This is a genomic window from Ruegeria sp. CDSC079, from assembly GCF_059610505.1.
The window spans coordinates 109163-135097 of the sequence record NZ_JBXWNT010000010.1; the positions used below are offsets into that span (position 1 = coordinate 109163).

Below are 25935 nucleotides of genomic sequence, written 5' to 3' on the forward strand. Positions count from 1 at the left end.
GTGGGGAAGCCGAACCAGAAGTAACCTGCCTCCAACGTCACGAAGCGTGATGCTCAAAATTGGAGGCGAAAATGAAAATTCAAAGAAAGCTGGGTCAACTTCTTAGTACCGCGGCGTTGGCTTCGTTGATCGCGGCAACACCTTATGTGCCAGCGTTTGATGCCGATGGTCGCCTACATTTTGAACCATCATATGCCTTTGCCAAGAGCGGCAGGGGAAGCGACGGGGATGGTCGCGATGATGATCGGGATGACGACAGAGATGATGACCGCGACGACGACCGGGATGATGATCGTGACGACAATTCGGGATCAGGCAAAGGTGGTCGCGACGATGATGATGACGATGACGACTCCAAACGCTCCAATAAGGGCAGCGGAAAGAAGGATCGGTCTCAAGCAGGTGGTAAACCCTTGGGTTCGGCCGGTGTAACAAAGGTCGAAACAAACGCTAACGGCATTGAAGTGCGTTACGCCGACGGAACCAAGGAGGAGATCGAAAACGGGCGGTATGAGAGAAAGAATGCTCAGAACCGAACTGTTGAGGAGCGCCCTGCGACCGGTGCTGACGTCTCAAGGCTTCGGTCTTTGGCGAATGGTATCTCAATCGACAACGTGCTCTCTTCTGGGCAAGGCGGCACTGCTGGAAGTCGACCTACGAAAATTGAACGCCAGGGCAACAATATCGAAGTGAACTATGCCAATGGTTGGAAAGAGGAGATCGAGTTTGGGCGCTACGAGCTGAAAGATCCGTACAACCGGACTGTTGTTGAGAGAAACGCAACGGCTTCCGATCGCCGAAGGTTGCAGTCGGTTGCCAACTGAGCTGCAACTCCAGTAGATAACCCGTTGGTGGATTCTTGTAGAGGGGGCCGCCATCTTCGTACTAGAGACCGCTGTTAGTCTCCCTTGTTCCAAACATCATGGGCAATGAGCGCGGCCTCTACCCGGTTTCGCGCGTGAAGCTTGGACAGTATTGCCGTCATGTAGTGCTTCACGGTCTTTTCCTGAAGGTCTAACTCGTCAGCGATTTCACGATTACTCAGTCCTTTGGCTACACGTCGAAGTATTTCTTCCTCACGATGCGTAAGGTCATCGAGAATGCTGCTGTTCTTAGAGGTGCCGGTGTTAGCGTTGATTTGAAGCAGTACCCGCGAGGCCAAGCCCGGAGAAACGAACCCTTCACCTGCGGCGATGCTGCTTAAGGAAGCGGTCAATTCGCTCGCGGTTACTCCCTTCACGATGTACCCTATCGCGCCCGCCTCCAACGCGTCCGCGACGTCGCTGCTGTTCTCTGAGACCGTCAAGATTGCAATGAAAGGCGGATTTGCCATTGCCGCAATTTTACGTGTTGCGCTTATCCCGCCACCGGGCATCGAGAGGTCAAGAATGGCTATGTCCGGCTGATGCATGACGACCAGCGATACTGCATCATCAGCGCTGGACCCGGCAGCCAAAACTTCAAAACCATCAGCTTCATCCAGCGTGCGTTGCAAACCATCCCTGAATATCGGGTGATCATCAGCTATTACGACAGATGTAGTCATGATGTGCCTAACTTTCTGGGAAAGAGTGTCATAGAAACGGTGGTGCCCTCACCCGGTCTCGATGCGACTTCGAACCTGCCGCCAATACTCTCGACCCGATCCCGCAAGCCCATAAGCCCTTGGCCACCATCGTCTCGCAACGCGGTTTCTTCTGACCTGTCAAAACCAGGCCCGTCGTCTTTGACCTTTATAACTATGCGGTCGTTCTGCGCCTCAGAGATAACGGTGCACTTGGAAGCTGGAGCATATCTCGCGGCATTGGAAAGCGTCTCCTGAAGGAACCGAAAAACGCACAGCTTGTCGGACAATGACAACTCTGGGGCCTGGCTACCCAAAAGTGAAATATCCGGTCGCAACGGGCTGTGTTCGACGTGATCCTCTACGGCTCTCTTCACAACATCGACGAGTGACAAGCTGTCGATATCTGGCGCAGAAAGCCCTCGCGATATTGCACGAATTTCAGCCAGAGATTTTTGCAAAGACTGCTGAATTTCCTCTGCCTCTTTAGAACTTTCGGACTCTTTGGAAAACGCCGCCTCCAGTCTAAGGGCGGCGAGCGACAGATATTGCGCAGGACCATCATGTAGCTCGGCACCGAGATTTTTGAGGAACCGATCTGTTTGCGTGGCATATCTTTCTGACGCATCTACTACACGCGACCGCAGCCGGGCATTCTGCTCGGCCATCCTCTCACTTTCTGTCAGGCGCTGTTTAAGAAGAGCCCCCTGTCGTCGAATAGTTTTGTCGCCAATTGCGACAATGGAATACAGAACAATAGTACTTGCCAGAAATGCGGAACCGACGACCAACCAACTTGTTCGCCTGGCCTTGGCTAAGTCTAACTCAAGCTGATCAGCTCTTTCGTAGAACTCCGCAACTGCGATGATTTCGCCGGACCAAAGTTCGCGGATGGGGCTGTAAACTTCAAGTAGTGGTATCCCCAAAGCCGCCTCGGCGGCGCTCTCGGCATGATCAAGCTCTTTGAAAGAGCCGGAGATGTCACCGCTCCACGCCCGCCTTAAGTCATCCGTTGGATTGAAACGGTTTCCAATGATGTCTGTATCAGAGGCATGTACAATCACACCGCCTTGCTTCCAGAATTTGTAGGAGACAATGCGGTCACGCATTGGCTGGGTCATGAAAATCTCGTCCAGCGCCAGGCTCGCCTGCTCAGAAAGATGGTTGCCATGTGCCAATTCCTGGCTGAGCGGGGATACTACGCTTTCCATATATAGCGCAGCGGAATTGGCGGAGTTTTGCACGACTGCGTTCTGGATTCGATTTGACACCCAGACCCCGACGATTGCGGTAGCAGTACCCATCACGAAAATGCTGGCCGCAAGAAAGACTCGCGACAGCGACCAATTGCCAATCGTCAGGTCAGTTACTTTCGCTCTCATCGTGAAATCGACTATGAACTACAATCTGTTATCGCACCACAGACCTTGGTCTGACGTGATCTGGCTAAATCTCAGATCCTGCGCTTCCGTCCAGTGGCCAGAGTCAGATATCGTCCATCGTTCTCAGTCTTTGCAGCATCGGGCATTGAACGTTTCCGCTATCACAATTGGCCGTAAGCTCACTCAAGGCGTGCTCCAGGCGTCTGAGCTCACTAATCTTGCTTTGAACGCTGGCAATGTGTGCCTCGGCCAGTTCTTTCACTGATCGGCAGTCTTCGGCACTTCCTTCTGACAGCTCCAAAAGCGCCTTTGCGTCAGATAGAGGAAACCCCAGGTCACGGCACTTCTTCAAAAATCGAAGTCTTCCAACATCGCTTGCCGAATAGAGGTGACGATTGTTCAGAGCTCGTGCGGGTCTTGGTACGATACCTTCGCGTTCGTAATAGCGGATAGTTTCTATGCCGACCCCGCATTGCCGGGAAGCCTCGCCTATCGCAATCATGTGAAGTGCCTCCACTTGATCCTGTAGTTACTACAGGAGTTATACGCATTGAATGCTAGTGCCTCAACACAATCAAATCGCCTACCCAGGGAGCGAAAGATGAAAAAATATTTGACCCTCAGCTACCTGGGATCGGTTTCCGCTCTGGGGGTCGCGACATGCTGTGTTCTTCCAATGGCCATGATGTTGCTCGGCTTGGGTGGCAGTTGGTTGGCGATATTCGGAAAAATAGCGGCAGCAAGCTACTATGTTCTCGCCATCTCAACAGTGTTGGTCGCAGTTTCGTGGTTCGTAGCGCATCGAAACGGGACGTTGGCAAATCTGAAATGGTGGCTTGTCGGAAACACGGCGACTACCGCGTTGGCATGGGTCATCGTGTTCAATGAGGCTCAAATCAACGATTATCTAATCATGCAAATGTGAGACAATGACAAAACAAACTGTGGTGCTGGATAGCACTTTGACCTGCCCTCGGTGTGGGCACGTTGAAACCGAGAAAATGCCAACTGACTCGTGCCAGTGGTTTTATGAATGCAAATCATGCAAGGCAGTCTTGAAACCGTTAGAAGGCGATTGCTGTGTTTTTTGTTCCTACGCAACTGTCCCGTGCCCGCCAATTCAGTCAGGTGACTGCTGTTGTGGATAAGCGGGCCGCAACCGCAACATCAAAGAAAGGTTTTGATTGTCCGCATTGGCTCGTCGGCCAAAGTTTGCAAAGTCTGGTTTCTGCGCATCGCGACCATCAAACTCGCACAACTCTGCGCCATGGCTAACGGTAGCAAAGTCCGCGTCTCGCGAATTGCCTGACAAAACCTCGCTGCGCCCGGCACCAATAGCCGCTCTTTACGCCGCACTGCCGTGTTCAAGATGATGCCCGCGCAGCAATAAAATCAAATTCACAGATTGGCGCTCAAACCGGACACTTGCGGTACCGCCACAAATGCAGGGATATGGCGACTTGCGCAGTGCATGACGCAAAGGTCAGAATATTCTATCGCCCAACACCTATGATTACCGAGGAGCCGGCAGGAACGTGCTTGCGTGCATGATGATGTCGAAATGCTGCATCCCTTTCTGCAGATCAAAACTGACAGAATGCCCGCCTTTACGCAGCAATTCCGCATAGTCCCGGCTTTGACGAATGAATTCGGGTGTGTCGCGCTCGGCGACGGTTATATGGTAACGCGGACCGGGGGCGGGCAGGTGCAGAATGGGTGAGAGATCGTGTATTTCGACCGGGGTCAGTTGCAGCGGGTCATTCACCGGCGTCAGGCTGATCGGTTCAAGATCATAGACGCCGCTAATCAGAATCACCTCTCGTACCCGCAAGCCGGCGCGGGCTAGCGCATCGGCTGAAGTCGCCATCATCATGGCCGCCAGATGTGCCCCGGCGCTGTGCCCCGACAAGGTGATCTGCGCCGGATCGAACCCAAGGGCCGTCGCCTGTGATCCCAGCCAAAGCAGGGCATCGCGGCACTCTTTGATCATCTGATCCAGTCGGGCCTCAGGTGCGAGCGTATAGTTCAGCGTTGCAAAGGCTTGCCCGTTTTCCACCAGTGTAGGGGCCATCATCGCCGACTCACGCTGACTGAGCGCCTGCCAGTAACCTCCGTGAATAAAGACATGCAGCGGAGCGTTGGCCGTCGACGCAGGAAAGAAGTCGAGCACCTGTTCAGATGTTTCGCCGAAGGGCAGGTTTTCCCGGCATTCCATCCGGGCGCGGTTCTGCGCACTCAGCGCGGCGTAGCTTTCAAGATAGGGTGTCAGATCGCCGCCAACCATCGAACTGGGAGAATACTCCTGCTCCAGCTCTGTCTGAGTGAAACCACGATACAGCATCGCCTACTCCTGCCCGCTATACATCAATTCGGTGCGCACATCGTAGAGATCGTGAAAGAACCGCAAGTCCAGCGCTTTGCGCAGGAACGACACACCGCTGGACCCGCCTGTACCTGGCTGGTTGCCAATAACTCTCTCGACCGCTGTGACATGGTCAAACCGCCAGCGCTGGAACAGAGATTCAACGTCCATCAGCTTTTCGGCCAGCGCATAGAGGTCCCAATACTGATCGGTATTGTGAAACACCTGAGCCCAGATTTTCACCACGCGCGGGTCGCCGGAATATGGTTGTGCAAAGTCACGGTTCAGCAGGTCATCAGGCACGTCAAACCCTTGCCGGGCCAGCATGTGCAGCACTTCGTCGTAAAGCGAAGGCTTGGTCAGTGCGGCATCCAATAATTCCATGACTTCGGGATCATGCTGGTGAACCTTCAGGGTCGAGGCATCCTTGTTGCCCAGAATGAATTCAATCTGACGATAGCCATAGCTTTGAAATCCCGAGGAGCTGCCAAGTGCTTGCCGAAAGGTCATGTAATCGGCGGGGGTCATGGTCAGAAGCGTTTCCCACGCGGAAATCAACTGCCGCTGGATTGCTTTGACCCGGTCGAGATTCTTCATTGCCGGGCCAAATTCGTCCTCTTGCAGAAAGCGGCGCACTTCGACCAGCTGGTGATGCATCAGCTTCAGCCACAGCTCGCTGACCTGATGGATGATGATGAACAGCATCTCATCTGGTTGCGCGGGATCCTGAAACGTCTTTTGCAGATTCAGTAGGGTTTTGAGCTGCAGGAAATCGCCATAGCTCTTGCGGTGGGTTTCGGCGAAATCCGTGACCAGAGTGTCCTCGATCCCGCGTTCAAGATACCGGTTGTCCTTGTCGCTCATCTGCGCCTCCAAACACCTGAGTTCCCTCCTGTTTAGGGGGTGAAGCCGTTTAACGCCAGAGGGTTAGGTCCAATCCAGAACAACCTTGCCGGATCGACCTGATTTCATCTCGCCAAAGCCCTTGGCAAATTCATCAACCTTGAAACGGTGCGTGATCACTCGGCTGACATCCAAGCCGTTTTGTAACATGGCAATCATCTTATACCAGGTCTCGAACATCTCGCGCCCATAGACACCTTTGATGGTGATGGCCTTGAATACGATGCGGGACCAGTCCACGGGGGATTTTCCAGGTGGGATGCCCAGCAGAGCGATCTTGCCGCCCATCACCAGTGCCTCGACCATCTGGTCCAGTGCAATTTGTGAACCTGACATCTCAAGCCCGACGTCAAAACCCTGCTGCATGCCCAGTTCGGCGATCACGTCCTGCAATTCTTCTTTGGTCACATCGACAGGGCGCAATGTTGGCACGACATGCGCAGCCAGCGTCAAGCGGTCCGGATTGATATCGGTGATCACCACATGCCGCGCGCCTGCATGGCGGGCCACGGCGGCGGCCATGATGCCGATGGGGCCTGCACCGGTGATCAGCACATCCTCACCCAGCAGATCAAAGCTGAGTGCGGTGTGCACGGCATTCCCCAACGGGTCGAGAATGGCTCCGATTTCGTCGGGAATGTCATCGGGCAAAGGCACCACGTTGAAGGCAGGTAGTTTCAGGTATTGCGCAAAGGCACCCTGTTCGTTGACGCCGATTCCGCGCGTGCCGGGATCCAGATGGAACTTGCCAGCGCGGCTTTGGCGGCTGTCGGTTGTGATCAGGTGCCCCTCGCCGGAGCAGCGCTGGCCGATCTCAAGCCCGGTCACGTTGCGCCCGATCTCAACGATTTCACCGGCAAATTCATGGCCGGTGATCATCGGGGTGGGCACCGTGGCGGCGGCCCAGTCGTCCCAGTTCCAGATGTGGATATCGGTGCCGCAGATGCCGGTCTTGTTGATGCGGATCAGCACTTCATCAGGGCCGATCTCGGGCACCGGGGCCTGCACCATCCACAGCCCCTCCTCGGGCTTGGATTTTTCCAGCGCTTTCATCGTATTGGGTCGCATCAGATAATCCCCAGCTCTTTGCCGACCTTGCCAAAGGCGGCCAGCGCACGGTCCAGCTCATCCTTTGTCAGCGTCGCATTCATCTGCGTTCTGATCCGTGCCTTACCGCGCGGGACGACGGGGAAGAAAAAACCCGAAACATAAACGCCTTCGTCAAACAGCTTTGCGGCCATGTCCTGCGCCAGTTGTGCTTCGCCCAGCATTACCGGGATGATCGGGTGTTCGCCCGGTAGAAGGTCAAAACCCAACTTTTCCAATCCCGCGCGCCAATACTTGGCGTTGCCGAACAGTTGCGCGCGCAGCATGTCGCCCTCTTCGACCAGACGGATGGCTTCGATCCCGGCAGCAACGATTGAAGGCGGCAGCGAATTTGAGAACAGATAGGGCCGCGCCCGCTGCCGCAGCAGGTCGATCACTGGCTGCGGCCCGGCGATATAACCGCCGATTGCCCCCCCAAGTGCCTTGCCCAAGGTTCCCGTCAGAATATCCACAGCGACACCGAAATGATCCGGTGTACCAGCCCCGTTCGGACCCATGAATCCGGTGGCATGGCAGTCATCGACCATAACAATGGCGTCATATTTGTCCGCCAGTTCGCGGATTTTCGGCAAGTTAGCCAGATAGCCATCCATCGAAAACACACCGTCTGTCGCGATCATGATGTGACGCGCGCCGTCCTCGCGTGCCTGCTTCAGCCAGGCCTCCAGATCGTTCATGTCGTTGTTCAGATAACGATAACGTTTGGCCTTGCACAACCGTACCCCGTCGATGATTGAGGCATGGTTCAGACTGTCCGAGATGATGGCGTCTTCAGGCCCTAACAAAGGCTCAAACAGCCCTCCATTGGCATCAAAACAGGCGGCAAACAGGATCGCATCGTCCTTATTCAGGAATTGTGCCAGCTTCTGTTCCAGCTCACGGTGAATGTCCTGTGTGCCACAAATAAACCGGACCGAGGCCATGCCGAACCCTTTGGGCTCCATCGCATCTTTGGCGGCGGCGATCAGTGCCGGATGATCGGCCAGACCCAGATAATTGTTGGCGCACAGATTGATGACCTGCCTGTCGCCCACAGTAATCTCGCCGCCCTGGGGCGAGGTGATCATTCGTTCACGCTTGTACAGACCCTCCGCTTCGATCTGCACGAGGGTGTCGGTGACATGGGACAGGAATGCATCTGACATGGCGATCTCCGTTCAACTGAGTCGCATGTCTAACATAACGGATGAAATTCCCAAATAGGGGAATTACAGTATGAAGGAAAAATTTCCGTAAAGGCGGAAATGCGCCGATGTCAGGCGTTTTTGACGATCAGGAACACCCTTGCTGGCTTCTTGGCTGTAATTGAGTGCAGAACGTCCGCCGCGTATCGCGCGGTGTCGCCCTGGTTCAGTTCGCTGACGGCACTTCCCGAGGTGACGCGCACCGCACCTTCAAGCACCGTCAACTGTTCATGCGCGCCGCGGGCGTGTGGTTGGCTGTTCAGCGCGCCATCACTGTCAAAGCGGATATCGTAGACCTCGTGGCCACCGGCCTCTTCGGGCGGGGAGAGGATACGGATGCGGCAATTCTGGCCCATATTGTCGATGCTGGGCACTTCGTCGCTGCGCAGGGTTTCGATCTGATCGGCGTTATTGGCCTCTTCCAGCAGGCCAGCGAAATCCACCTGCAGGGCGCGGGTCAGGTTCCACAGGGTCGAGATCGTCGGGCTGCTTTCGCCGCGTTCAATCTGGCTGACCATGGATCGGGACACGCCGCTGAGATTGGCCACAGCTTCCAGCGACAGGCCTTTAGCGCGGCGGGCCTCTTTCAGGCGGGCGGGCAGGCGCGTCAGGATATCGTCTGAATTTTCCGTCATGACGGAATCTCATGCGCGTTTGGTGGCCTCATGTCAATTCCGCTTGTGACGGTACGTCCTATGGGACAGTTCCAATGGCTGGATGCATAGTGCCCGCAAATCCACGAGGAGAAGAGACATGAAAGATATCGTCATTCTTGATGGTGCGCGCACCGCGATTGGCACATTTGGTGGCGCTTTGGCTTCAACTGCGCCGATTGATCTGGCGACCGTTGTGACTGAAGCGGCGATGGAGCGATCTGGAGTTGCGCCTGAGCAAATCGGCAATGTGGTGTTTGGTCATGTCATTAATACCGAACCACGCGACATGTACCTGTCACGCGCCGCGGCCAAGCAGGCCGGTATCCCCGTTGAAACGCCCGCTATGAACGTAAACCGTCTGTGCGGGTCCGGTGCGCAGGCGATTGTGTCGGCGGTACAGTCCCTGATGCTGGGCGACGCTGAATTCGCTGTAGCTGGTGGCGCCGAAAGCATGTCGCGGAGTCCGTATATCGTGCCACAGGCGCGCTGGGGAGCGAAGATGGGCGATGTCACCTCGATGGATATGATGCTGGGTGCGTTGAACTGCCCGTTTGGCACTGGCCACATGGGCATTACGGCGGAAAACGTTGCTGATGAGCACCAGATCACCCGTGAGCAGATGGATGAATTCGCGATGGCCAGCCAAACCCGTGCGGCGGCTGCGCTGGAGGCGGGGTATTTCCAAAGCCAGATCACGCCGGTTCAGGTCAAGGTCAAGCGCGACATGGTCGATTTCATGGTCGACGAGCATCCCAAACAGACATCCGCCGAGGCGCTGGCCGGGCTGCGTCCTGCCTTCCGCAAGGATGGCCGGGTGACGGCGGGCAACGCGTCGGGCATCAACGATGGTGCGGCGGCAATGGTACTGGCCACGGCGGAGGCGGCCGAAAAGGCCGGCTTGAAACCCAAGGCACGCATTCTGGGCTATGGCCACGCAGGCGTACGCCCCGAGGTGATGGGCATTGGTCCGGTTCCTGCGGTGCAGAACCTGATGGCGCGGACGGGCCTGACGCTGGATGATTTCGATGTGATCGAAAGCAACGAAGCCTTTGCCGCGCAAGCGTTGGCCGTGAACAAAGAGCTGGGCTTGGATGCCGCCAAGGTAAATCCGAATGGCGGGGCGATTGCGCTGGGCCATCCGGTGGGTGCAACCGGTGCGATTATAACGCTGAAAGCCCTGTATGAGCTGGAGCGCACGGGCGGGTCCAAGGGTTTGGTCACCATGTGCATCGGTGGCGGTCAGGGCATTGCCATTGCCTTTGAGCTGCTCTGAAACCGAACCAAGCAGGGGGGCTGTCTGCCCCCCATCGCACCTATGGCGCAATTCCCCCCGAAGGTATTTTTGGCCAGCTGAAGCGGGCGGGATTGGGTTTAGCTGAAGCTTGTCAGCAATAGGACGAGGGCCGCGCCGGTAGCGGCACCAATGGTGGCGGGCAAGGCAACGGACCATAGGCGCGACCGGGTCGGCTCATCCTTTTGGGTTTGGGAAATCAATGCGTTTTCCACCAGCGCCGGAAGCCGCGGACCAAACCGGGCCAGAACCATTGCTGTTTTGCCAAGATCGCGAAGTGCGGCGCGGGGGCCGATGGATTGTTTGATGTAGTCTTCGACCACCGGCCGGGCGACTTCCCAGATGTTCATTTGCGGGTCGAGTGAGCGCGCGACGCCTTCGACCACAACCATTGTACGCTGAAGCAGGATCAGCTCGGTACGGGTTTCCATGCCGAAGCGTTCAGTGACTTCGAACAGATAGCTGAGCAACCGTCCCATTGAGATATGGGTGGCGTTCATACCAAAGATCGGCTCTCCAACCGCGCGCAGGGCACGGGCGAATTCATCGACGTCCTGATTGGCAGGGACATATCCGGCCTCGAAATGCACCTCGGCCACGCGCTTGTAGTCGCGGCGGATAAAGCCAAAGAGAATCTCGGCATAGACTCGGCGCGTGTATTCGTCGATATGGCCCATGATGCCATAGTCATAGGCAATGATATCGCTATTTGCCGCGACCTTTAGGTTACCCTGGTGCATGTCAGCGTGGAAATAGCCGTCGCGCAGAGCATGCAGCAGGAACAGGCGCAGCACGCGTTCGGCCAGATCGCGGCGGTCATGACCGGCTGCATCCAGTGCGCCATTGTCGCCCAGCGGGATGCCATCTGCCCAGCTGAGTGTCATTACCCGACGCGCCGACAGGGACCAGACCACGGGGGGCAACCAGAATCCGGCATCGTCCTTGGTGTTAGCGGCATATTCCGAGGCAGCCGAGCTTTCCAGACGCAAGTCCAGCTCGCCACGCACGACGCCGTCGAAATGTTCGATCACTTCCATCGGGCGCAGGCGGCGCGCGCCGGGGGCGAAGAGTTGCACGATTCGGGCAGCAAAATAGAACGCATCAACATCCTTGCGGAAGGCACGTTCGATCCCCGGCCGCAAAACCTTGACGGCGACATCCTCGCCTGTGCTGACCAACTTGGCCTTATGGACCTGGGCGATTGAGGCGGCCGCAATCGGTTCGCTGAACTCATCGAATATCTCGACGACGGGTTGACCAAGCTCTTTCTCGACCTCGGCCATGGCCTCGGCCTTGGAGAACGGGGGCAGTTTGTCCTGCAGCACGCGTAGCTGTTCGGCCAGTTCGTCTCCAACCACGTCGGGCCGCGTGGACAGAACCTGACCGAACTTGATATAGGCAGGTCCCAGGGCGGTGAGGGCACGGGTGGCTGGGGGCATCGACGGATCGCCTTTGTAACCCAGCCATTGAAAGGGTTTGCCCAGGGTGTGGGCCAGAACTCGCAGGGCACGTGGTGCTTCGAACGCGTCCAGAACGACATTCATGGCACCTGTCCGTTCCAGAGTCGCGCCGGTCCGGATCAAGCGGATGATATTGTGAGGGCCGCGCATCAGATTTTCCAGCCGGAATGCAGCGCGGCAATGCCCATGGTCAGGTTACGGTATTTCGCGTTGTCGAACCCGGCGGTGCGGACCATGTTCAGGAAAGTATCCTGATCCGGGAAATTACGGATCGATTCGACCAGATACTGATAGCTGTCAAAATCATTGGCGATCAGTTTCCCCATGCGCGGGATGACATTGAAACTATAGAGGTCATAGAGTTTCTGCAGCCCGTCATTGGGCAACTGGCTGAATTCCAAAACCATCAGGCGGCCGCCGGGTTTCAATACGCGGTAGGCCTCGTTCAATGCCTCTTGCGGGCGAGTCACGTTTCGGATGCCGAAGGAGATCGTGTAGACGTCAAAGGTGTTATCCTCGAACGGCAGGGCCATCGCATCGCCCACCACCCAATTCAGACTGTCTGACATCTGATCCGCCTCGGCCCGCTGTCGGCCTTCGATCAGCATCGGCTCGGTCAGGTCCAGAACGGTGGCATGGCCACGGCCTGCGCGTTTCAGGAACCGGAACGAGATATCGCCGGTACCGCCCGCCACATCCAGCAGGCGCTGACCGGGGCGTGGGGCCAGCCAGTCCATCATTGCGTCTTTCCAGATCCGGTGAATGCCCATCGACATGACATCGTTCATCACATCGTATTTTGAGGCGACCGAGTTGAACACGCCCTGCACGCGCCCGGCCTTGTCGGCCTCGCGCACGGTTTCGAACCCGAAATGAGTGGTCTTGTCGCTGTTGTCGGACATTTGCCTTGCCGTTTGTCGAATTTCGCCTCTGTTATAGGGCCATAAGAACCGGGCACAATGCGGCCCTTTGGAATAGGAGCCAGGAAATGCCCGAATTGCCCGAGGTCGAGACAGTAAGACGCGGCCTGTCCCCGGCGATGGAAGGTATCGTGATCGAACAGGCGGATGTAAATCGCCCCGATTTGCGCTGGCCGTTTCCTGACCGGATGGCCGAACGGCTGACCGGCCAGCGGGTCGATCGGTTGCGGCGGCGGTCCAAGTACATTCTAGCTGATCTTAGCAGTGGCGAAACGCTACTGATTCATCTGGGCATGTCCGGGCGGATGACGGTCTCGGGTGATCCGCTGGGCCAATTTGCGCATACCCATCCCATGCCCGAGAAACATGACCATGTGGTGTTCCACATGGCCAATGGTGCCCGGATCACCTTCAATGACCCACGTCGGTTTGGTGCGATGGACCTGCTACCTACGGCAACCGCCGAGCATCATAAGCTGTTATCGGTCCTGGGACCGGAGCCTTTGGGCAATGATTTTCATGAACAGCATCTAATCGAAGCGTTCAAAGGCAAGAACACACCGGTCAAATCAGCGCTGTTGGATCAGGGAATCGTTGCAGGACTGGGCAATATCTACGTCTGCGAAGCGCTGTATCGGGGTCGAGTGTCGCCACGTCGCAAAGCGGGACAGATTTCTTCAACCCGCGTTGCCGGGTTGGTTCCGATCATTCGTCAAGTGCTGCAGGAGGCGATCGAGGCAGGTGGATCGTCGCTGCGGGATTTCCGGCAAGCCGATGGAGAACTTGGATATTTTCAGCACAGCTTTGATGTCTACGGGCGCGAGGGTGCGCCCTGCCGGACAGGGGGGTGCGGGGCAGAAATCAAGAGAATCACCCAGTCCGGTCGCTCATCCTTCTATTGTGTGCAATGCCAAAGATAGCTTGATCCAAGTTTTTCGCGTGGTAAGGAATCGTACCTGAACGGAACAACCGGAAGCTTTAACTCATGGCTTTTGAGACGATCATCGTCGAAATCGAAGACCACGTCGCCCTCATCAAACTCAACCGCCCCGATGCGATGAATGCGCTGAACACTCAGTTGCTGGGTGAATTGTGCACCGCGTTGGAAGAGGCGGATGGAAACGACAAGGTACGCTGCGTCGTCATCACCGGCTCGGACAAGGCCTTTGCCGCAGGTGCGGACATCAAGGAAATGTCCGAGATGAGCTTTGTTGACGTCTTCACTGTCAACCTGTTTGCCGAGGCCAACGATCGTATCTCGGCCATCCGCAAACCTATCATTGCAGCAGTTGCGGGTTATGCGCTGGGCGGTGGCTGTGAATTGGCGATGCTGTGCGATTTCATCATTGCCGCCGATACTGCCAAGTTTGGCCAGCCTGAAATCAATCTGGGCGTTATTGCAGGGCTGGGCGGCAGCCAACGTCTGACCCGGTTCGTCGGCAAGTCAAAATCGATGGACATGAATCTGACCGGTCGCTTCATGGACGCGGAAGAGGCTGAACGTTCTGGTCTTGTCAGCCGGATTGTACCGGCCAAGAAGTTGATCGAAGAAGCCATTGGCGTGGCCCAGAAAATTGCCGAGAAATCGCAACTGTCGACCATGGCGGCAAAAGAGGCGGTCAACCGCAGCTATGAAGTGCCGTTGAGCGAAGGTATGTTGTTCGAGCGCCGGGTGTTCCATTCGATGTTCGCCACCGAGGACCAGAAAGAAGGCATGGCAGCCTTTCTGGAAAAACGCTCGGCTCAATTCCGGGACAAGTAAACCGGCCACGAAATATGTATCGAACAGGCGGGCTGAGCCCGCCTTTTTCTTGCCCGCGGTTCAGCAGCGAAGAATCGGCTTGGCAAAGCCTGAAAACTTGGCTATGCACCGCCGCTATACATGCGCGTGCGGCCCGCTTGGCCCGACTCACACTCGTGATTCTGATCCGGTGCGGATATCCGCGGCGCGCATTCTACATAACCGTACCGAACAAAGGTCAGAGACACATGGCAAATTCGCCCCAGGCAAAAAAACGCGCTCGTCAGAACGAAAAGCGTTTCGCCGTTAACAAAGCGCGTCGTTCGCGTATCCGCACCTATCTGCGCAAAGTAGAAGAAGCAATCGCATCCGGTGACAAGGACGCAGCAACTGCTGCTCTGCGCGCAGCTCAGCCCGAACTGATGCGCGGCGTCACAAAGGGCGTCTTCCACAAGAACACAGCCTCCCGCAAAATGTCCCGTCTGTCGGCCCGCGTCAAAGCGCTGGGCTGAGTCTTTATGTGACCTAGGGTCACGTAAGCATGGCTGAACTATTCCGAAGGGCGTCGCATATCGCGGCGCCCTTTTGCTGTTGCCAGAATACCGCGTCTTCACGTTGCCGAGAGATTCTTTCGCACAAAGACCCGAGTCAATATCAGAGTTTCGTTGCCGCAGACGTCGGCCTCTTGTTACCACTGATACAGCGATTCACTCGCTTGGGGGGACAGGCTGTTCCTGCGATTGTACTGACGGGCATCAGAGCGGTCGAGGAACGAATGTTGGCATCCGGATAAACCGGTTTGCTGATCTGCTGAGGGTCTTGGGGTAACCGAGGATCCGAGCCCTGTCTAAAGATAAGATTGCGAAGCGCAGGCCGCTTTTCGGGATATTCAGGTGCTGGATGTCACGAGTTTGGATTGTGCTGACTTTCAGGGACAAACCCGCCAAACTTCTGCGGTTTGGCGCAGGGTATCCTTTTGCGAGTGACATCGTGATCCGGGCGACCGGGGCTTAGTAATAAGGCCGACAGGCCAATAAAGAATGGGATGCGTGAGGCGCTTAATGACACAAGAGAAATGGGGACTACTGCGTAACAAACTGCTCAAGGCGATCGGAAAGAACAACTATACCACCTGGATCGAGCCTCTTGAATTCCAAGAGCTGCAGGACGGTGTAGCGGTGTTCTCGGTTCCGACGAACTTTATGGGCAATTATGTGAGCCAGAATTTTGCGGATCTTATCCTGTATGAGATGAACACCGCTGGAGAATCTGTACAGCGCCTCGCGTTCCGAGTGGCAGCGAACTCGCCGGTACGTCCTTCGAACGACGTGGCAACTGCGCCTGCCCGCGTTCAGGAAGCGCAAACGCAGACTTTATCCGCGACCGCGAATGATGCGTTGGAATCCCTGCAGGCGGCGCCGTTGGATTCTCGTTTCACGTTTGACAGCTTTGTGGTCGGCAAACCCAACGAGCTGGCCCATGCCGCCGCGCGTCGTGTGTCCGAAGGTGGCCCCGTGACTTTTAACCCGCTGGTTCTGTATGGCGGTGTCGGCCTGGGTAAAACCCACCTGATGCATGCCATCGCTTGGGAACTAAAGACCAAACATCCCGAATTGAATGTTCTGTACCTGTCGGCGGAACAGTTCATGTACCGCTTTGTCCAGGCGCTTCGGGAACGCCGGATGATGGACTTCAAACACCTGTTCCGTTCGGTCGATGTGCTGATGGTTGATGACGTCCAGTTTATCGCTGGAAAGGATTCGACTCAGGAAGAGTTCTTTCACACCTTCAACGCGCTGGTAGACCAGAACAAACAGATCATAATCTCGGCCGACCGCGCTCCGGGCGAGATCAAGGACCTGGAGGACCGTGTGAAATCACGCCTGCAATGTGGTCTGGTCGTTGATCTGCATCCCACTGATTACGAACTGCGTCTGGGCATCCTGCAAACCAAGGTTCAGCAATACAGCCGCACCTATCCTGACGTGACTATCGTAGATGGTGTGCTGGAATTCCTGGCCCATCGCATCTCGACCAATGTGCGTGTTTTGGAAGGGGCCTTGACCCGGCTATTTGCCTTTGCCTCGCTTGTCGGGCGCGAGATCGACATGGAGCTGACGCAGGATTGCCTGGCGGACGTGCTGCGCGCGTCAGAACGCAAGATTACCGTCGAAGAGATTCAGCGCAAAGTGTCAGAATATTACAATATCCGCCTTAGCGACATTATAGGCCCCAAGCGTTTGCGCTCCTATGCGCGCCCGCGTCAGGTGGCGATGTATCTGTGCAAACAGCTGACCAGCCGCTCTTTGCCCGAGATTGGCCGTCGGTTTGGCGGACGCGATCACACCACGGTCATGCATGGCGTCAAACGCATCGAAGAACTGAAGACAACCGATGGCCAAATCGCCGAAGACGTGGAAATGCTGCGTCGCGCGCTGGAAGCCTGAGTATCTTCTAGGCATTAAACAGGCGCCCCGGATCCTGATAGCCGGGGCGTTTTTTTGTGCGCAATAGTCCACGGTTGGCTATGAACTGTGACCGCAGGGTCACGCGCCTCTTGACCCTGCGGGCAAACCGACTCAGAAATCCATAAAAAATCCTTGTGCCTCAGGGCGGAGGCGCTAACGTGCCAGTCCCGCCCATTTTCGGCACGCAAGTCAGAGGAATTAAGGGTATGAAGATCAGCATCGAACGCGGCACCCTTCTCAAGGCCGTTTCCCAGGCCCAATCCGTCGTCGAACGACGCAACACGATCCCTATACTTGCTAATGTTCTGATCGAGGCCGAAGGCGATCAGGCCATGTTCCGCGCCACCGATCTGGATATCGAAGTGGTCGACAAGGCCCCTGCGCAGGTGGAAAAGGCCGGCGCCACCACGGTTGCCGCCACAACCCTGCACGAGATTGTGCGCAAACTGCCCGATGGCGCGCTGGTCACCCTGACCGCCGACAGTGCGGCAGGTCGTCTGACGGTTGAAGCCGGGCGATCGAACTTCTCTCTGGCGACTCTGCCGAAAGAAGATTTCCCAGTTATGGCCTCATCGGAATACCAGTCGAACTTTACGGCTTCGGCAGCATTGCTGCGCCGTTTGTTCGACAAATCGAAATTCGCCATCTCAACCGAAGAGACGCGGTACTATCTGAATGGCGTCTATATGCATGTTTCAGATGGCTCCGAAGGCGGCAAGGTGCTGCGCTGTGTGGCCACCGATGGTCACCGTCTGGCGCGCATTGACGCAGACCTTCCGGATGGGGCTGCGGACATGCCCGGCGTGATCGTGCCGCGCAAAACAGTGGGTGAGTTGCGCAAGCTGTTGGACGATGACGAGATGGATATCGCCGTTTCCGTCAGCGAAACCAAGGTGCGCTTTGCAACGCCGGATATCACGCTGACCTCGAAGGTGATCGACGGCACATTCCCCGACTACACACGGGTCATCCCGCAGGGCAACACGCGGCAACTGGAAGTGGATGCGGCTGAGTTTGCGCAGGCCGTCGACCGGGTTGCGACGGTCTCGTCGGAACGTTCGCGCGCGGTCAAGCTACAGCTGGACACGGATAAGTTGGTTCTTTCGGTCAATGCACCGGACAGCGGTGCAGCCGAGGAAGAATTGGCCGTCGCATATTCAGATGAACGGCTCGAGATCGGTTTCAACGCAAAATACCTGCTGGAAATTGCTTCTCAGGTAGATCGCGAAAACGCGGTGTTCCTGTTCAACTCCGCTGGTGATCCGACCCTGATGCGCGAAGGCAATGACCTGAGCGCGGTCTATGTGGTCATGCCGATGCGTGTCTGATCGGCTTTGGGGGCTGATCGCTGAGGAAAGAGAGGGGTCATGACCTTGGCCCTGACCGAACTGACGGTCTCGCATTTTCGCTCTCACAAACTGGCGCGTTTGTCGCTGGATGGCCGTCCGGTTGCCATTCACGGACCTAACGGCGCGGGTAAGACCAATATCCTTGAAGCTGTTTCGATGTTTTCACCCGGCCGCGGCATGCGGCGGGCCAGTGCAGCCGAGATGACGCGTCGGCCCGAGGCGCTGGGCTGGAAGCTGTCCGGTCTGCTGCAAGCGCAGGGCCAGAGCTATGAGATCGAGACTTGGTCCGAAGCTGGCGCAGCGCGGCAGGTTCGGATAGATGGCAAATCCGCCAGTCAGATCGATCTGGGCAAGCTGGCGCGGGTCGTCTGGCTGATCCCGTCGATGGACCGGCTGTGGATCGAAGGCGCCGAGGGGCGGCGGCGATTTCTCGATCGCATCGCGCTGAGCTTTGATCCCTCCCATGCCGAAGCATCCCTGATTTATGAAAAATCCATGCGCGAACGAAACCGGCTGCTGAAAGAGCAGGTGCGCGATGCCCATTGGTACGCGGCGCTGGAAGGGCAGATGGCCGAGACCGGACACCGCATCCATGTGGCGCGCATGGCCGCTCTGGATCATCTCCGCACAGCACAGGATCAGGCCGAAACGGGTTTTCCATCGGCTGATCTTGAGCTGGTTCAAACCGAAGGTGCCATGCCGGAAACGGCGGATGATCTGCGTGAGGCGCTGAATGAAAGCCGCTTTCGCGATCTGGCGGCGGGGCGCACACTGGTCGGGCCACACCGGTCTGACCTGTACGGCGTCTTTGCCGCCAAGGGCGTTCCGGCCAAGGATTGCTCGACCGGTGAGCAAAAGGCGCTGCTGGTCTCGCTGATCCTGTCCAACGCGCGCGCTTTGGCCGGGATGATCGGGGCACCGCCGATTGTGTTGCTGGATGAGGTTGCCGCCCATCTGGATGCCGGGCGCCGCGCCGCGCTTTATGAAGAGATTTGCGCGCTGGGCGCTCAGGCCTGGATGACGGGCACAGGGCCTGAGCTGTTTTCGGAATTAGGGGACCGGGCCCAGACCCTGGTTGTCACCGAAGGCGATGAGGGCTCGGTCGTCGATTAGGCCGGTTCGCTGACCTTACGTTCCCACAAGAAGCCGCGCATTACTTCGTCAACTGGGGTCTGTGCCATGTGGTTGACGTAGTTCGACATGGTTTTCTGCGCCAGGCCCAGCACCACGTCCAACACGGCGCGGTGCGAATAACCAGCGTCAAAGAAGGCTTGCAGCTGCGCCTCGGTGGGATTGCCACAGGTCTGCATCATCTGCAGCGTAAATGTCCGCAGAGCCTCGAGCTTGGCATTGGGCAGCGCGGTTTCGTTGCGCAGTGCCTCGGTGATGTCATCCGATACCTTCATCATCTTGGCGATGCCGGTATGGGCGGGCACGCAATAGTGGCACTCGTTTTCCACATTGATGGTCTGCCAGACGACGGTTTTTTCGTCATTGTCGAAATCGGTCTGCATGAAGAGGCCGTGCAGAACCTGATAGCCTTCCAGATGTTGCGGGCTTTCGGCCATCACTTTGTGCAGGCCGGGCAGGCGGCCAAAGGCGGCCTGAGATTTTTCCAGCAGAGGTTTGGACCCCTCAGGCGCAGTGGTCAGGTCGTGGGATGGGAAGTCGGCCATGTGGATGCTCCATTTTTTGATGTCTGAGTCGGAAATAGTCTTTCTTGAGCGATCACTCAAGTATATATTTGAGTAACCGTTCAAGAATTGGTGATGTTGATGCCCCGCAAACCCGCCTATGACCGAGACGCGCTGATCGCGCAGGCCCGCGACATATTCTGGCGCCATGGCTGGGCCGGGACGTCGTTGAAGGATCTGGAGCGCGAGCTGAAGTTGAAACCGGGCAGTTTCTATGCGGCCTTTGGGTCGAAAGACGCGCTTTATGCGCTGGCGCTGGAACGCTACACGCAGGAAGGTGTGGCGCGTCTGACAGCGCTGGCAGCAGACATCGGGCCGCTGGCCGCGTTAAAGACGCAGCCGCAGATTGTGATCGATTCCAGCCAAACGCCGGTGCAGGCCTGTATGCTCGCCAAGACCTTTGCCGAATTGCAGGCAAGGGATCACCAGCTAGCGCAGAAAGCCAGCCGGCATATGGCTGAGATGAAGCAATGTTTTGCAACGCTGTTTAGGCAGGCGCAACAGGCCCGAGAGATCGGTCCTGACCACGATCCAGAGCGGCTTGCGGCGCGCTATCAATCCGACCTGTTGGGCCTGCGATTGTCCGCTGAACGCAGCGACGTCAACGCCAAGGAAATCGCCGCAGATATCGCCGCAGACCTCGATCAGCTTTGATCGGCTGAAAATCCAAACTCTGGCACAAAATATTGGGGGATCGCGTGACATTCCCCACCAGAGAACGTATAAGTTACCAAAATAATATAGGTACTAACGGCATGTCCGAAGACGCACAGGCACCGCAAGAATACGGCGCGGATTCAATCAAGGTTCTCAAAGGCTTAGAGGCAGTTCGAAAGCGCCCAGGCATGTATATCGGCGACACCGATGACGGCTCGGGTCTGCACCATATGGTGTATGAGGTTGTCGATAACGGAATTGACGAAGCTCTGGCCGGTCATGCCGACCATGTGACAGTGAAAATTCACGCCGATTCCAGCGTCTCAGTCAGCGACAACGGTCGCGGAATTCCGGTGGATATCCATCACGAAGAAGGCGTGTCCGCCGCCGAGGTCATCATGACCCAGCTGCATGCGGGCGGTAAGTTCGACAGCAACTCGTACAAAGTGTCTGGTGGTCTGCACGGCGTGGGCGTTTCGGTTGTGAATGCGTTGTCCAACTGGTTGGAACTGCGCGTCTGGCGCAACGGAAAAGAACATGTCGCCCGGTTCGAAGGGGGCGAAACCGTCGAGCATCTGAAAGTGGTCGGCGAATGTGGCGACCGTACGGGGACCGAGGTGCGCTTTCTGGCCTCGACCGATACGTTCTCGAACCTCGAATACTCGTTCGAGACGCTGGAAAAGCGCCTGCGCGAGCTTGCCTTCCTGAATTCGGGTGTGCGGATCATCCTGGTCGACGAACGCCCCGCAGAACGGCTGGAAACTGAGCTGTTTTATGAGGGCGGCGTGAAGGAATTCGTCAAATACCTCGATCGATCAAAGTCGTCTGCCATGCCCGAGCCGATCTATATCAAGGGTGAGCGGGACGATATCGGTGTCGAAATCGCGATGTGGTGGAATGACAGCTATCACGAGTCGGTTCTTCCCTTTACTAACAACATCCCTCAGCGCGATGGCGGTACTCATATTGCGGGTTTCCGGGGTGCGCTGACCCGCACGATCAACAACTATGCCCAATCCAGCGGCATTGCAAAAAGGGAAAAGGTCAGCTTTACGGGCGATGACGCGCGCGAGGGCCTGACCTGCGTGTTGTCGGTCAAAGTACCGGATCCAAAGTTTTCCTCACAGACCAAAGACAAGCTGGTCAGTTCCGAGGTCCGCCCGGCGGTCGAAGGGATGGTGAACGAGAAGCTGGCTGAATGGTTTGAGGAAAATCCAAATGAAGCCAAAATCATCGTGGGCAAAATCATCGAGGCTGCTCTGGCCCGTGAAGCCGCACGAAAAGCCCGTGAACTGACCCGCCGCAAAACGGCGATGGATGTGAACTATCTGGCCGGCAAGCTGAAGGATTGTTCCGAGAAGGACCCGTCAAAGACCGAAGTTTTCCTGGTCGAGGGGGACTCGGCTGGTGGCTCGGCTCAGACGGGGCGGGATCGTTTGACACAGGCCGTGTTGCCGCTGCGTGGGAAAATCCTGAACGTGGAGCGTGCACGGTTCGACCGGATGCTGTCGAGCCAGGAAATCGGCAATCTGGTAATGGCGCTGGGCACGGGCATTGGCCGCGATGAGTTCAATATCGAAAAGCTGCGCTACCACAAGATCGTTATCATGACGGATGCGGATGTGGATGGTGCACATATCCGGACGCTGTTGTTGACCTTCTTCTTCCGGCAGATGCCAGAGCTGATCGAGGGCGGATACCTGTATATCGCGCAGCCGCCGCTTTATAAGGTCGCGCGCGGTAAGTCCGAGGTGTATCTGAAAGATCAGGCGGCATTGGATGACTACCTGATCAATCAGGGCGTCGAGGGTGCGGTGCTGAAACTGGGTTCGGGCGAGGAATTGTCCGGCCAGGACTTGGCGCGCGTGGTTGACGAAGCGCGCCAGCTGAAACGCGTTCTGGATGCATTCCCGACGCACTATCCGCGCCACATTCTGGAACAGGCCGCCGTGGCCGGTGCCTTTGTCCCCGGTGCGGTTGATGCCGATCTGCAAGGCGTGGCCGACAAGGTCGCAGCCCGTCTTGACCTGATCGCATTGGAATACGAACGTGGCTGGCAGGGTCGGATCACGCAGGATCACGGCATCCGCCTGGCTCGTATTCTGCGCGGCGTTGAAGAGGTGCGTACGCTGGACGGCCCGATGCTGCGCTCGGGCGAAGCGCGCAAGACCGGCAGCTTTACCCAAAGCCTGCAGGAGATCTATAACACATCCGCAACCCTGATCCGCCGCGACCGGTCGCAGGCCATCCACGGTCCGCTGGATCTGTTGCGTGCCATTCTGGAAGAGGGTGAAAAGGGCCTGTCCCTGCAGCGCTATAAGGGACTGGGCGAGATGAACCCAGATCAGCTGTGGGAAACCACGTTGGACCCGGATGCACGGACGCTGTTGCAGGTGCGGGTGAATGATATGCTCGAAGCTGATGACCTGTTTACTAAATTGATGGGCGATGTCGTGGAACCGCGCCGTGAATTTATACAGAAAAATGCTCTGAGCGTCGAAAATCTGGACTTCTGAATTTTTGTAGGGGCGCGCACAAACCTTCACGCACCCCATAAGTTTGCACGATTTGCTCATAAGCCTGCATTGTTTCGCGATAATGGTGCAGAGAAAAGTGAGCAAATCGCCTTACGCGGGTGCCGAAGGATAGATTTCAGCTTCTCCAGGATTGAACACCTGATCGCGATGCCAGATCAGGTTCTCCTTGTGCCCAGCAGTTAGACTAGAGATCCGCTTGGAATGTCCGGACAACGAGCTCAATGCCGGCGCGGACAGTTTACTCGAAAACCTAGGCGTCCCATCGTCCTTGAAAGTCACCAGACCCTTGTCGAATGCTGCGTCCCATAATGCTGACAGCAAAATTCCGTTGTGGACGTCCAACCGCTCAGCATCAGTTTCGCAGTCTTTCCACGGCTTAATGTGTGAGGCTCTAGGTCATGTTGACAAATGGCGGATCTAGAGGCGGATTGAAGTGATATCCACGAAGCCGAGGAAGCTTTCGGCTGTCTTATCATAGCGGGTAGCCACCCGCCGAGCATTCTTCAGTTTGTTGAAACATCTCTCGACCAGGTTTCTCAGCCGGTAGAGGGGCCAATCCAACCCAATGCGCCTCTTTCGGGACTTTCGCATTGGGATCACCGGTCGAATGCTTCGGCTGTGCAGCTCGGTGCGAATACGGTCGGCATCGTACTATTTGTCGGCCAGGAGCTCGACTGGCTCCGGCAGGTTGTCGTCCATAACCCGATCAAACCAAGATAGTCCGATGTCTGGCCGGGTTGTGATGTCAGTTCTCATCGGCAGCCCAGCGGCATTTACCCGGAGGTGGATCTTGGTCGTGAAGCCGCCTTTTGAGCGGCCAAACCCTGTTGCGGAGTCCCCCTTTTGCGCCCGCTGCCTCCCTCTCGGGACATTGCTGGCGCAATGCCCTGCCGGGCAATGGATGATGGGCACGAACCACTGCACTGTCGACCATCTGAAGAGCGTCAGGAACGATCCTGCTCCCGGTCAAGGCTTCCAGGATCTGTTCCCAGAGCCCCGCGAGAGTCCATCGGCGGAACTGTCGGTAGAAACTCGACCACTTCCCAAACTCCTCAGGCAGGTCTCGCCATGGGGCACCTGTACGTGCAATCCAGAAAACGCCATCAAGAAAAAGGCGATGGTTGGTAGGTTTGCGCCCGTTCGGGGCACGGACCGAAAGGATGAACCGTTCAAAGAACGCCCACTCCTCGTCCGGCATTAGACTTCGTGCCAAGCTGGCCTCCATCGCAGATACCGGCTTGAATAACGATCAGAGGTCGCTGTGAATCCCTTTCATCAACACGACCTAAGGTACTATAGGCGACGACTTGAACCCCAAAGAGAACCAGGCCGAATACATGGATGAGTTCACGAATTCGACCTTCATAATCAAGCATCAGAATTGACACGATCTGGCCGATGCAAATTGCTGCAACAAATAGTCCAATATCAAAAACCAAAAAGTTGCGCTCAAGTATCACTGTGTATGCCGTGAATACTGTCACAATCGAAATAGCAGTAATTGCGAGGCTAAATCCCTTAGCACTAAATACGTCCCTTCTTGTAAGTTGGGGTGGAAGCGGCATTAGGCAGGACCAAAAAAATCCTGGCCTAAAAGTCAGCTTTAAGTGTTCCCAAATTGACTCGTTGACAGCTGCCACAAGCGCCACTGGTGCCCAACTTCCCAGCAAAACATATGCAAAGTACAGCCCGGATCTGAGTAGGATCATCAGGATCGCCCCAATCGCTTCGAGCCAAACTATTCGGGAAGAGGGTTCCAGCATGTTTGGATCCCCCAATCCAGATTGTCGTATACTTTGCTTAGATTCTCAAAAGTGAAATGCCCACAGGACATAGAAGGTCTACAAATAGCTTTCACCGCCCATGGTGAGCGGCAATGCCCAAGTCCTTGTAAGAGTTTCTTAAAGTTGACCCTCATCGATTTTCAAACCGCAGTTGCGGTCATTGCCATGCGCTACAATAGACCGTAGGCTTGATTAAAAACCGGGGTAGAGCATGCACGCTAAAAGGTGGGTTATATTATCGGCTGGATTTATTGCTCTGGCCACGGCGTCGTGTTCAGACCTGTATCCTGACGCCGATGTCATGCCCACTCGCGCTGATGGAGCGGCCTTTTTCTCAGAAAACTGTACTTCTTGTCATGGTGTGGATGGTAGAGGCGGTGGCCCGGCAAGCAGCGGTCTTTCTGTTGCGCCAACAGATTTGACAACATTGAGCGCGAAGAACGGAGGCACTTTCCCTCAAGCACGCGCACTTAGCTACATCTACGGCGACCCGGAAAACAGCCATCTTGCTCGGGTTATGCCGGAGTTTGGCGGGGAAATGGTGGAAGACCTAGTTCCGGTTGAAATCGAGGGTGTCTTGACGCCCACTCCGCGGGAATTAGCGGGTTTATTGTTCTTCTTAGAAAGTATCCAACAGTAGATTAGTGATCTTGGCGTTAGATCAGAAATTGACAGTTTGTCGGTGTTCTGGATTTGCACCTTTTTTGACCAGGTGACTATTGCAGACCCAGCATTGTGAAGCGCCGTGGTCTGCTATGCGTAAGCAGTCACTCAAAATAATCTGGCCGAATTGGCGTGCCGAGCCCAATTCTGGCAAACTGCGAGTTGACATATGATTTATGTCAAAGAGCCGAGCACCGTCACATGCTAAATACC

26 protein-coding genes and 1 pseudogene are annotated in these 25935 nt (G+C 56.3%); 13 read left to right on the plus strand and 14 right to left on the minus strand.

The features are described 5' to 3' along the window. Window positions 1-71 precede the first annotated feature (71 nt). Window positions 72-824, plus strand: a complete 753-nt coding sequence (locus tag AC2FIC_RS17755) for a hypothetical protein (RefSeq protein WP_246097202.1) — start codon at window positions 72-74, stop codon at window positions 822-824. Between the two features lie 74 nt (window positions 825-898). Here AC2FIC_RS17755 and AC2FIC_RS17760 read toward each other — a convergent pair whose 3' ends face one another. From AC2FIC_RS17760 to AC2FIC_RS17770, 3 genes are all read right to left on the minus strand, one after another. Then, window positions 899-1546 carry a response regulator gene (locus tag AC2FIC_RS17760; RefSeq protein WP_496692732.1) on the minus strand — a complete coding sequence of 216 codons (648 nt, stop codon included), beginning with the start codon at window positions 1544-1546 and terminating at the stop codon, window positions 899-901. Further along, window positions 1543-2946, minus strand: coding sequence for a sensor histidine kinase (locus tag AC2FIC_RS17765; RefSeq protein WP_142635991.1), 1404 nt, complete (start codon window positions 2944-2946; stop codon window positions 1543-1545). Before AC2FIC_RS17765 ends, AC2FIC_RS17760 begins: the two co-directional genes overlap by 4 nt. 103 nt (window positions 2947-3049) lie before the next feature. Then, complete coding sequence (locus AC2FIC_RS17770; RefSeq protein WP_496692733.1) at window positions 3050-3448, minus strand: MerR family transcriptional regulator; 399 nt, start codon at window positions 3446-3448, stop codon at window positions 3050-3052. A 99-nt stretch (window positions 3449-3547) separates the two neighbouring features. On the opposite strand from AC2FIC_RS17770, the gene AC2FIC_RS17775 reads away from it, so the two are divergent. Both AC2FIC_RS17775 and AC2FIC_RS17780 read left to right on the plus strand, forming a co-directional pair. After that, window positions 3548-3871, plus strand: coding sequence for a hypothetical protein (locus AC2FIC_RS17775; RefSeq protein ID WP_496692734.1), 324 nt, complete (start codon window positions 3548-3550; stop codon window positions 3869-3871). 4 nt (window positions 3872-3875) lie between these two features. Continuing rightward, window positions 3876-4094, plus strand: coding sequence for a GDCCVxC domain-containing (seleno)protein (locus AC2FIC_RS17780; protein WP_496690570.1), 219 nt, complete (start codon window positions 3876-3878; stop codon window positions 4092-4094). Window positions 4095-4459: 365 nt separating this feature from the next. Here AC2FIC_RS17780 and AC2FIC_RS17785 read toward each other — a convergent pair whose 3' ends face one another. The 5 genes from AC2FIC_RS17785 to AC2FIC_RS17805 form a co-directional block, all read right to left on the minus strand. Further along, window positions 4460-5287, minus strand: a complete 828-nt coding sequence (locus AC2FIC_RS17785; RefSeq protein WP_496689851.1) for an alpha/beta hydrolase — start codon at window positions 5285-5287, stop codon at window positions 4460-4462. 3 nt (window positions 5288-5290) lie between these two features. Then, window positions 5291-6172 carry a tryptophan 2,3-dioxygenase gene (locus tag AC2FIC_RS17790; protein WP_142638241.1) on the minus strand — a complete coding sequence of 294 codons (882 nt, stop codon included), beginning with the start codon at window positions 6170-6172 and terminating at the stop codon, window positions 5291-5293. A gap of 63 nt (window positions 6173-6235) precedes the next feature. Then, window positions 6236-7264: an L-threonine 3-dehydrogenase gene (gene tdh / locus AC2FIC_RS17795; protein WP_496692743.1), complete on the minus strand. Its 1029-nt coding sequence runs from the start codon at window positions 7262-7264 to the stop codon at window positions 6236-6238. Between the two features lie 14 nt (window positions 7265-7278). Further along, window positions 7279-8463, minus strand: a complete 1185-nt coding sequence (locus AC2FIC_RS17800) for a glycine C-acetyltransferase (RefSeq protein WP_496692735.1) — start codon at window positions 8461-8463, stop codon at window positions 7279-7281. A gap of 110 nt (window positions 8464-8573) precedes the next feature. After that, entirely contained in the window at window positions 8574-9137 is a 564-nt protein-coding gene (locus tag AC2FIC_RS17805; RefSeq protein ID WP_271950762.1) for a helix-turn-helix domain-containing protein, read from the minus strand. A 118-nt stretch (window positions 9138-9255) separates the two neighbouring features. Between AC2FIC_RS17805 and AC2FIC_RS17810 the strand changes: the two genes are divergently transcribed. Next, the gene (locus AC2FIC_RS17810) at window positions 9256-10431 is read left to right on the plus strand and encodes an acetyl-CoA C-acyltransferase family protein (protein ID WP_496692736.1); all 1176 of its coding nucleotides are present in this window, start codon (window positions 9256-9258) and stop codon (window positions 10429-10431) included. A gap of 98 nt (window positions 10432-10529) precedes the next feature. On the opposite strand, the gene ubiB is transcribed toward AC2FIC_RS17810, so the two are convergent. Both ubiB and ubiE read right to left on the minus strand, forming a co-directional pair. Further along, window positions 10530-12059: a 2-polyprenylphenol 6-hydroxylase gene (gene ubiB / locus AC2FIC_RS17815; RefSeq protein WP_282022492.1), complete on the minus strand. Its 1530-nt coding sequence runs from the start codon at window positions 12057-12059 to the stop codon at window positions 10530-10532. Next, on the minus strand, window positions 12059-12811 hold the full coding sequence (gene ubiE, locus AC2FIC_RS17820; RefSeq protein WP_496689847.1) for a bifunctional demethylmenaquinone methyltransferase/2-methoxy-6-polyprenyl-1,4-benzoquinol methylase UbiE: 753 nt from the start codon (window positions 12809-12811) through the stop codon (window positions 12059-12061). The genes ubiB and ubiE overlap by 1 nt, the downstream gene beginning before the upstream one ends. 86 nt (window positions 12812-12897) lie before the next feature. On the opposite strand from ubiE, the gene mutM reads away from it, so the two are divergent. The 6 genes from mutM to recF all read left to right on the plus strand — a co-directional run bounded on the left by mutM (window position 12898) and on the right by recF (window position 19500). After that, window positions 12898-13749 carry a bifunctional DNA-formamidopyrimidine glycosylase/DNA-(apurinic or apyrimidinic site) lyase gene (gene mutM / locus AC2FIC_RS17825; protein WP_496692737.1) on the plus strand — a complete coding sequence of 284 codons (852 nt, stop codon included), beginning with the start codon at window positions 12898-12900 and terminating at the stop codon, window positions 13747-13749. Window positions 13750-13814: 65 nt separating this feature from the next. Beyond that, complete coding sequence (gene acuK / locus AC2FIC_RS17830) at window positions 13815-14591, plus strand: acryloyl-CoA hydratase (protein WP_142638228.1); 777 nt, start codon at window positions 13815-13817, stop codon at window positions 14589-14591. A gap of 227 nt (window positions 14592-14818) precedes the next feature. Continuing rightward, window positions 14819-15082, plus strand: coding sequence for a 30S ribosomal protein S20 (gene rpsT / locus AC2FIC_RS17835; RefSeq protein ID WP_142638226.1), 264 nt, complete (start codon window positions 14819-14821; stop codon window positions 15080-15082). Between the two features lie 549 nt (window positions 15083-15631). Further along, window positions 15632-17017, plus strand: coding sequence for a chromosomal replication initiator protein DnaA (gene dnaA, locus AC2FIC_RS17840; protein ID WP_142638224.1), 1386 nt, complete (start codon window positions 15632-15634; stop codon window positions 17015-17017). 227 nt (window positions 17018-17244) lie between these two features. After that, window positions 17245-18366 (plus strand): DNA polymerase III subunit beta, encoded by a 1122-nt coding sequence (gene dnaN, locus AC2FIC_RS17845; protein ID WP_142638222.1) that lies wholly within the window; start codon window positions 17245-17247, stop codon window positions 18364-18366. A gap of 39 nt (window positions 18367-18405) precedes the next feature. Further along, the gene (gene recF, locus AC2FIC_RS17850) at window positions 18406-19500 is read left to right on the plus strand and encodes a DNA replication/repair protein RecF (protein ID WP_496692738.1); all 1095 of its coding nucleotides are present in this window, start codon (window positions 18406-18408) and stop codon (window positions 19498-19500) included. Here recF and AC2FIC_RS17855 read toward each other — a convergent pair. After that, window positions 19497-20063: a carboxymuconolactone decarboxylase family protein gene (locus AC2FIC_RS17855; RefSeq protein ID WP_496692739.1), complete on the minus strand. Its 567-nt coding sequence runs from the start codon at window positions 20061-20063 to the stop codon at window positions 19497-19499. The genes recF and AC2FIC_RS17855 overlap by 4 nt on opposite strands. Window positions 20064-20162: 99 nt before the next feature. Here AC2FIC_RS17855 and AC2FIC_RS17860 point away from each other — a divergent pair, with 99 nt between their 5' ends. Both AC2FIC_RS17860 and gyrB read left to right on the plus strand, forming a co-directional pair. Continuing rightward, a complete protein-coding gene (locus AC2FIC_RS17860; RefSeq protein WP_496870198.1) occupies window positions 20163-20735 on the plus strand; it encodes a TetR/AcrR family transcriptional regulator in 573 nt (190 codons plus the stop codon). Window positions 20736-20836: 101 nt separating this feature from the next. After that, window positions 20837-23254 (plus strand): DNA topoisomerase (ATP-hydrolyzing) subunit B, encoded by a 2418-nt coding sequence (gene gyrB, locus AC2FIC_RS17865; protein ID WP_142638216.1) that lies wholly within the window; start codon window positions 20837-20839, stop codon window positions 23252-23254. Between the two features lie 111 nt (window positions 23255-23365). Here the strand turns inward: gyrB and AC2FIC_RS17870 are convergent, their stop codons facing one another. The 3 genes and pseudogenes from AC2FIC_RS17870 to AC2FIC_RS17880 all read right to left on the minus strand — a co-directional run bounded on the left by AC2FIC_RS17870 (window position 23366) and on the right by AC2FIC_RS17880 (window position 25038). Next, on the minus strand, window positions 23366-23656 hold the full coding sequence (locus AC2FIC_RS17870) for an HNH endonuclease (protein ID WP_496692744.1): 291 nt from the start codon (window positions 23654-23656) through the stop codon (window positions 23366-23368). Between the two features lie 36 nt (window positions 23657-23692). Next, a pseudogene (locus AC2FIC_RS17875) lies at window positions 23693-24500 on the minus strand (IS5 family transposase). Beyond that, entirely contained in the window at window positions 24445-25038 is a 594-nt protein-coding gene (locus AC2FIC_RS17880; protein WP_496703745.1) for a DUF6512 family protein, read from the minus strand. The pseudogene AC2FIC_RS17875 and the gene AC2FIC_RS17880 overlap by 56 nt, the downstream one beginning before the upstream one ends. Window positions 25039-25360: 322 nt before the next feature. On the opposite strand from AC2FIC_RS17880, the gene AC2FIC_RS17885 reads away from it, so the two are divergent. Further along, window positions 25361-25699, plus strand: a complete 339-nt coding sequence (locus AC2FIC_RS17885; protein ID WP_496693116.1) for a c-type cytochrome — start codon at window positions 25361-25363, stop codon at window positions 25697-25699. Window positions 25700-25935: the final 236 nt, after the last annotated feature.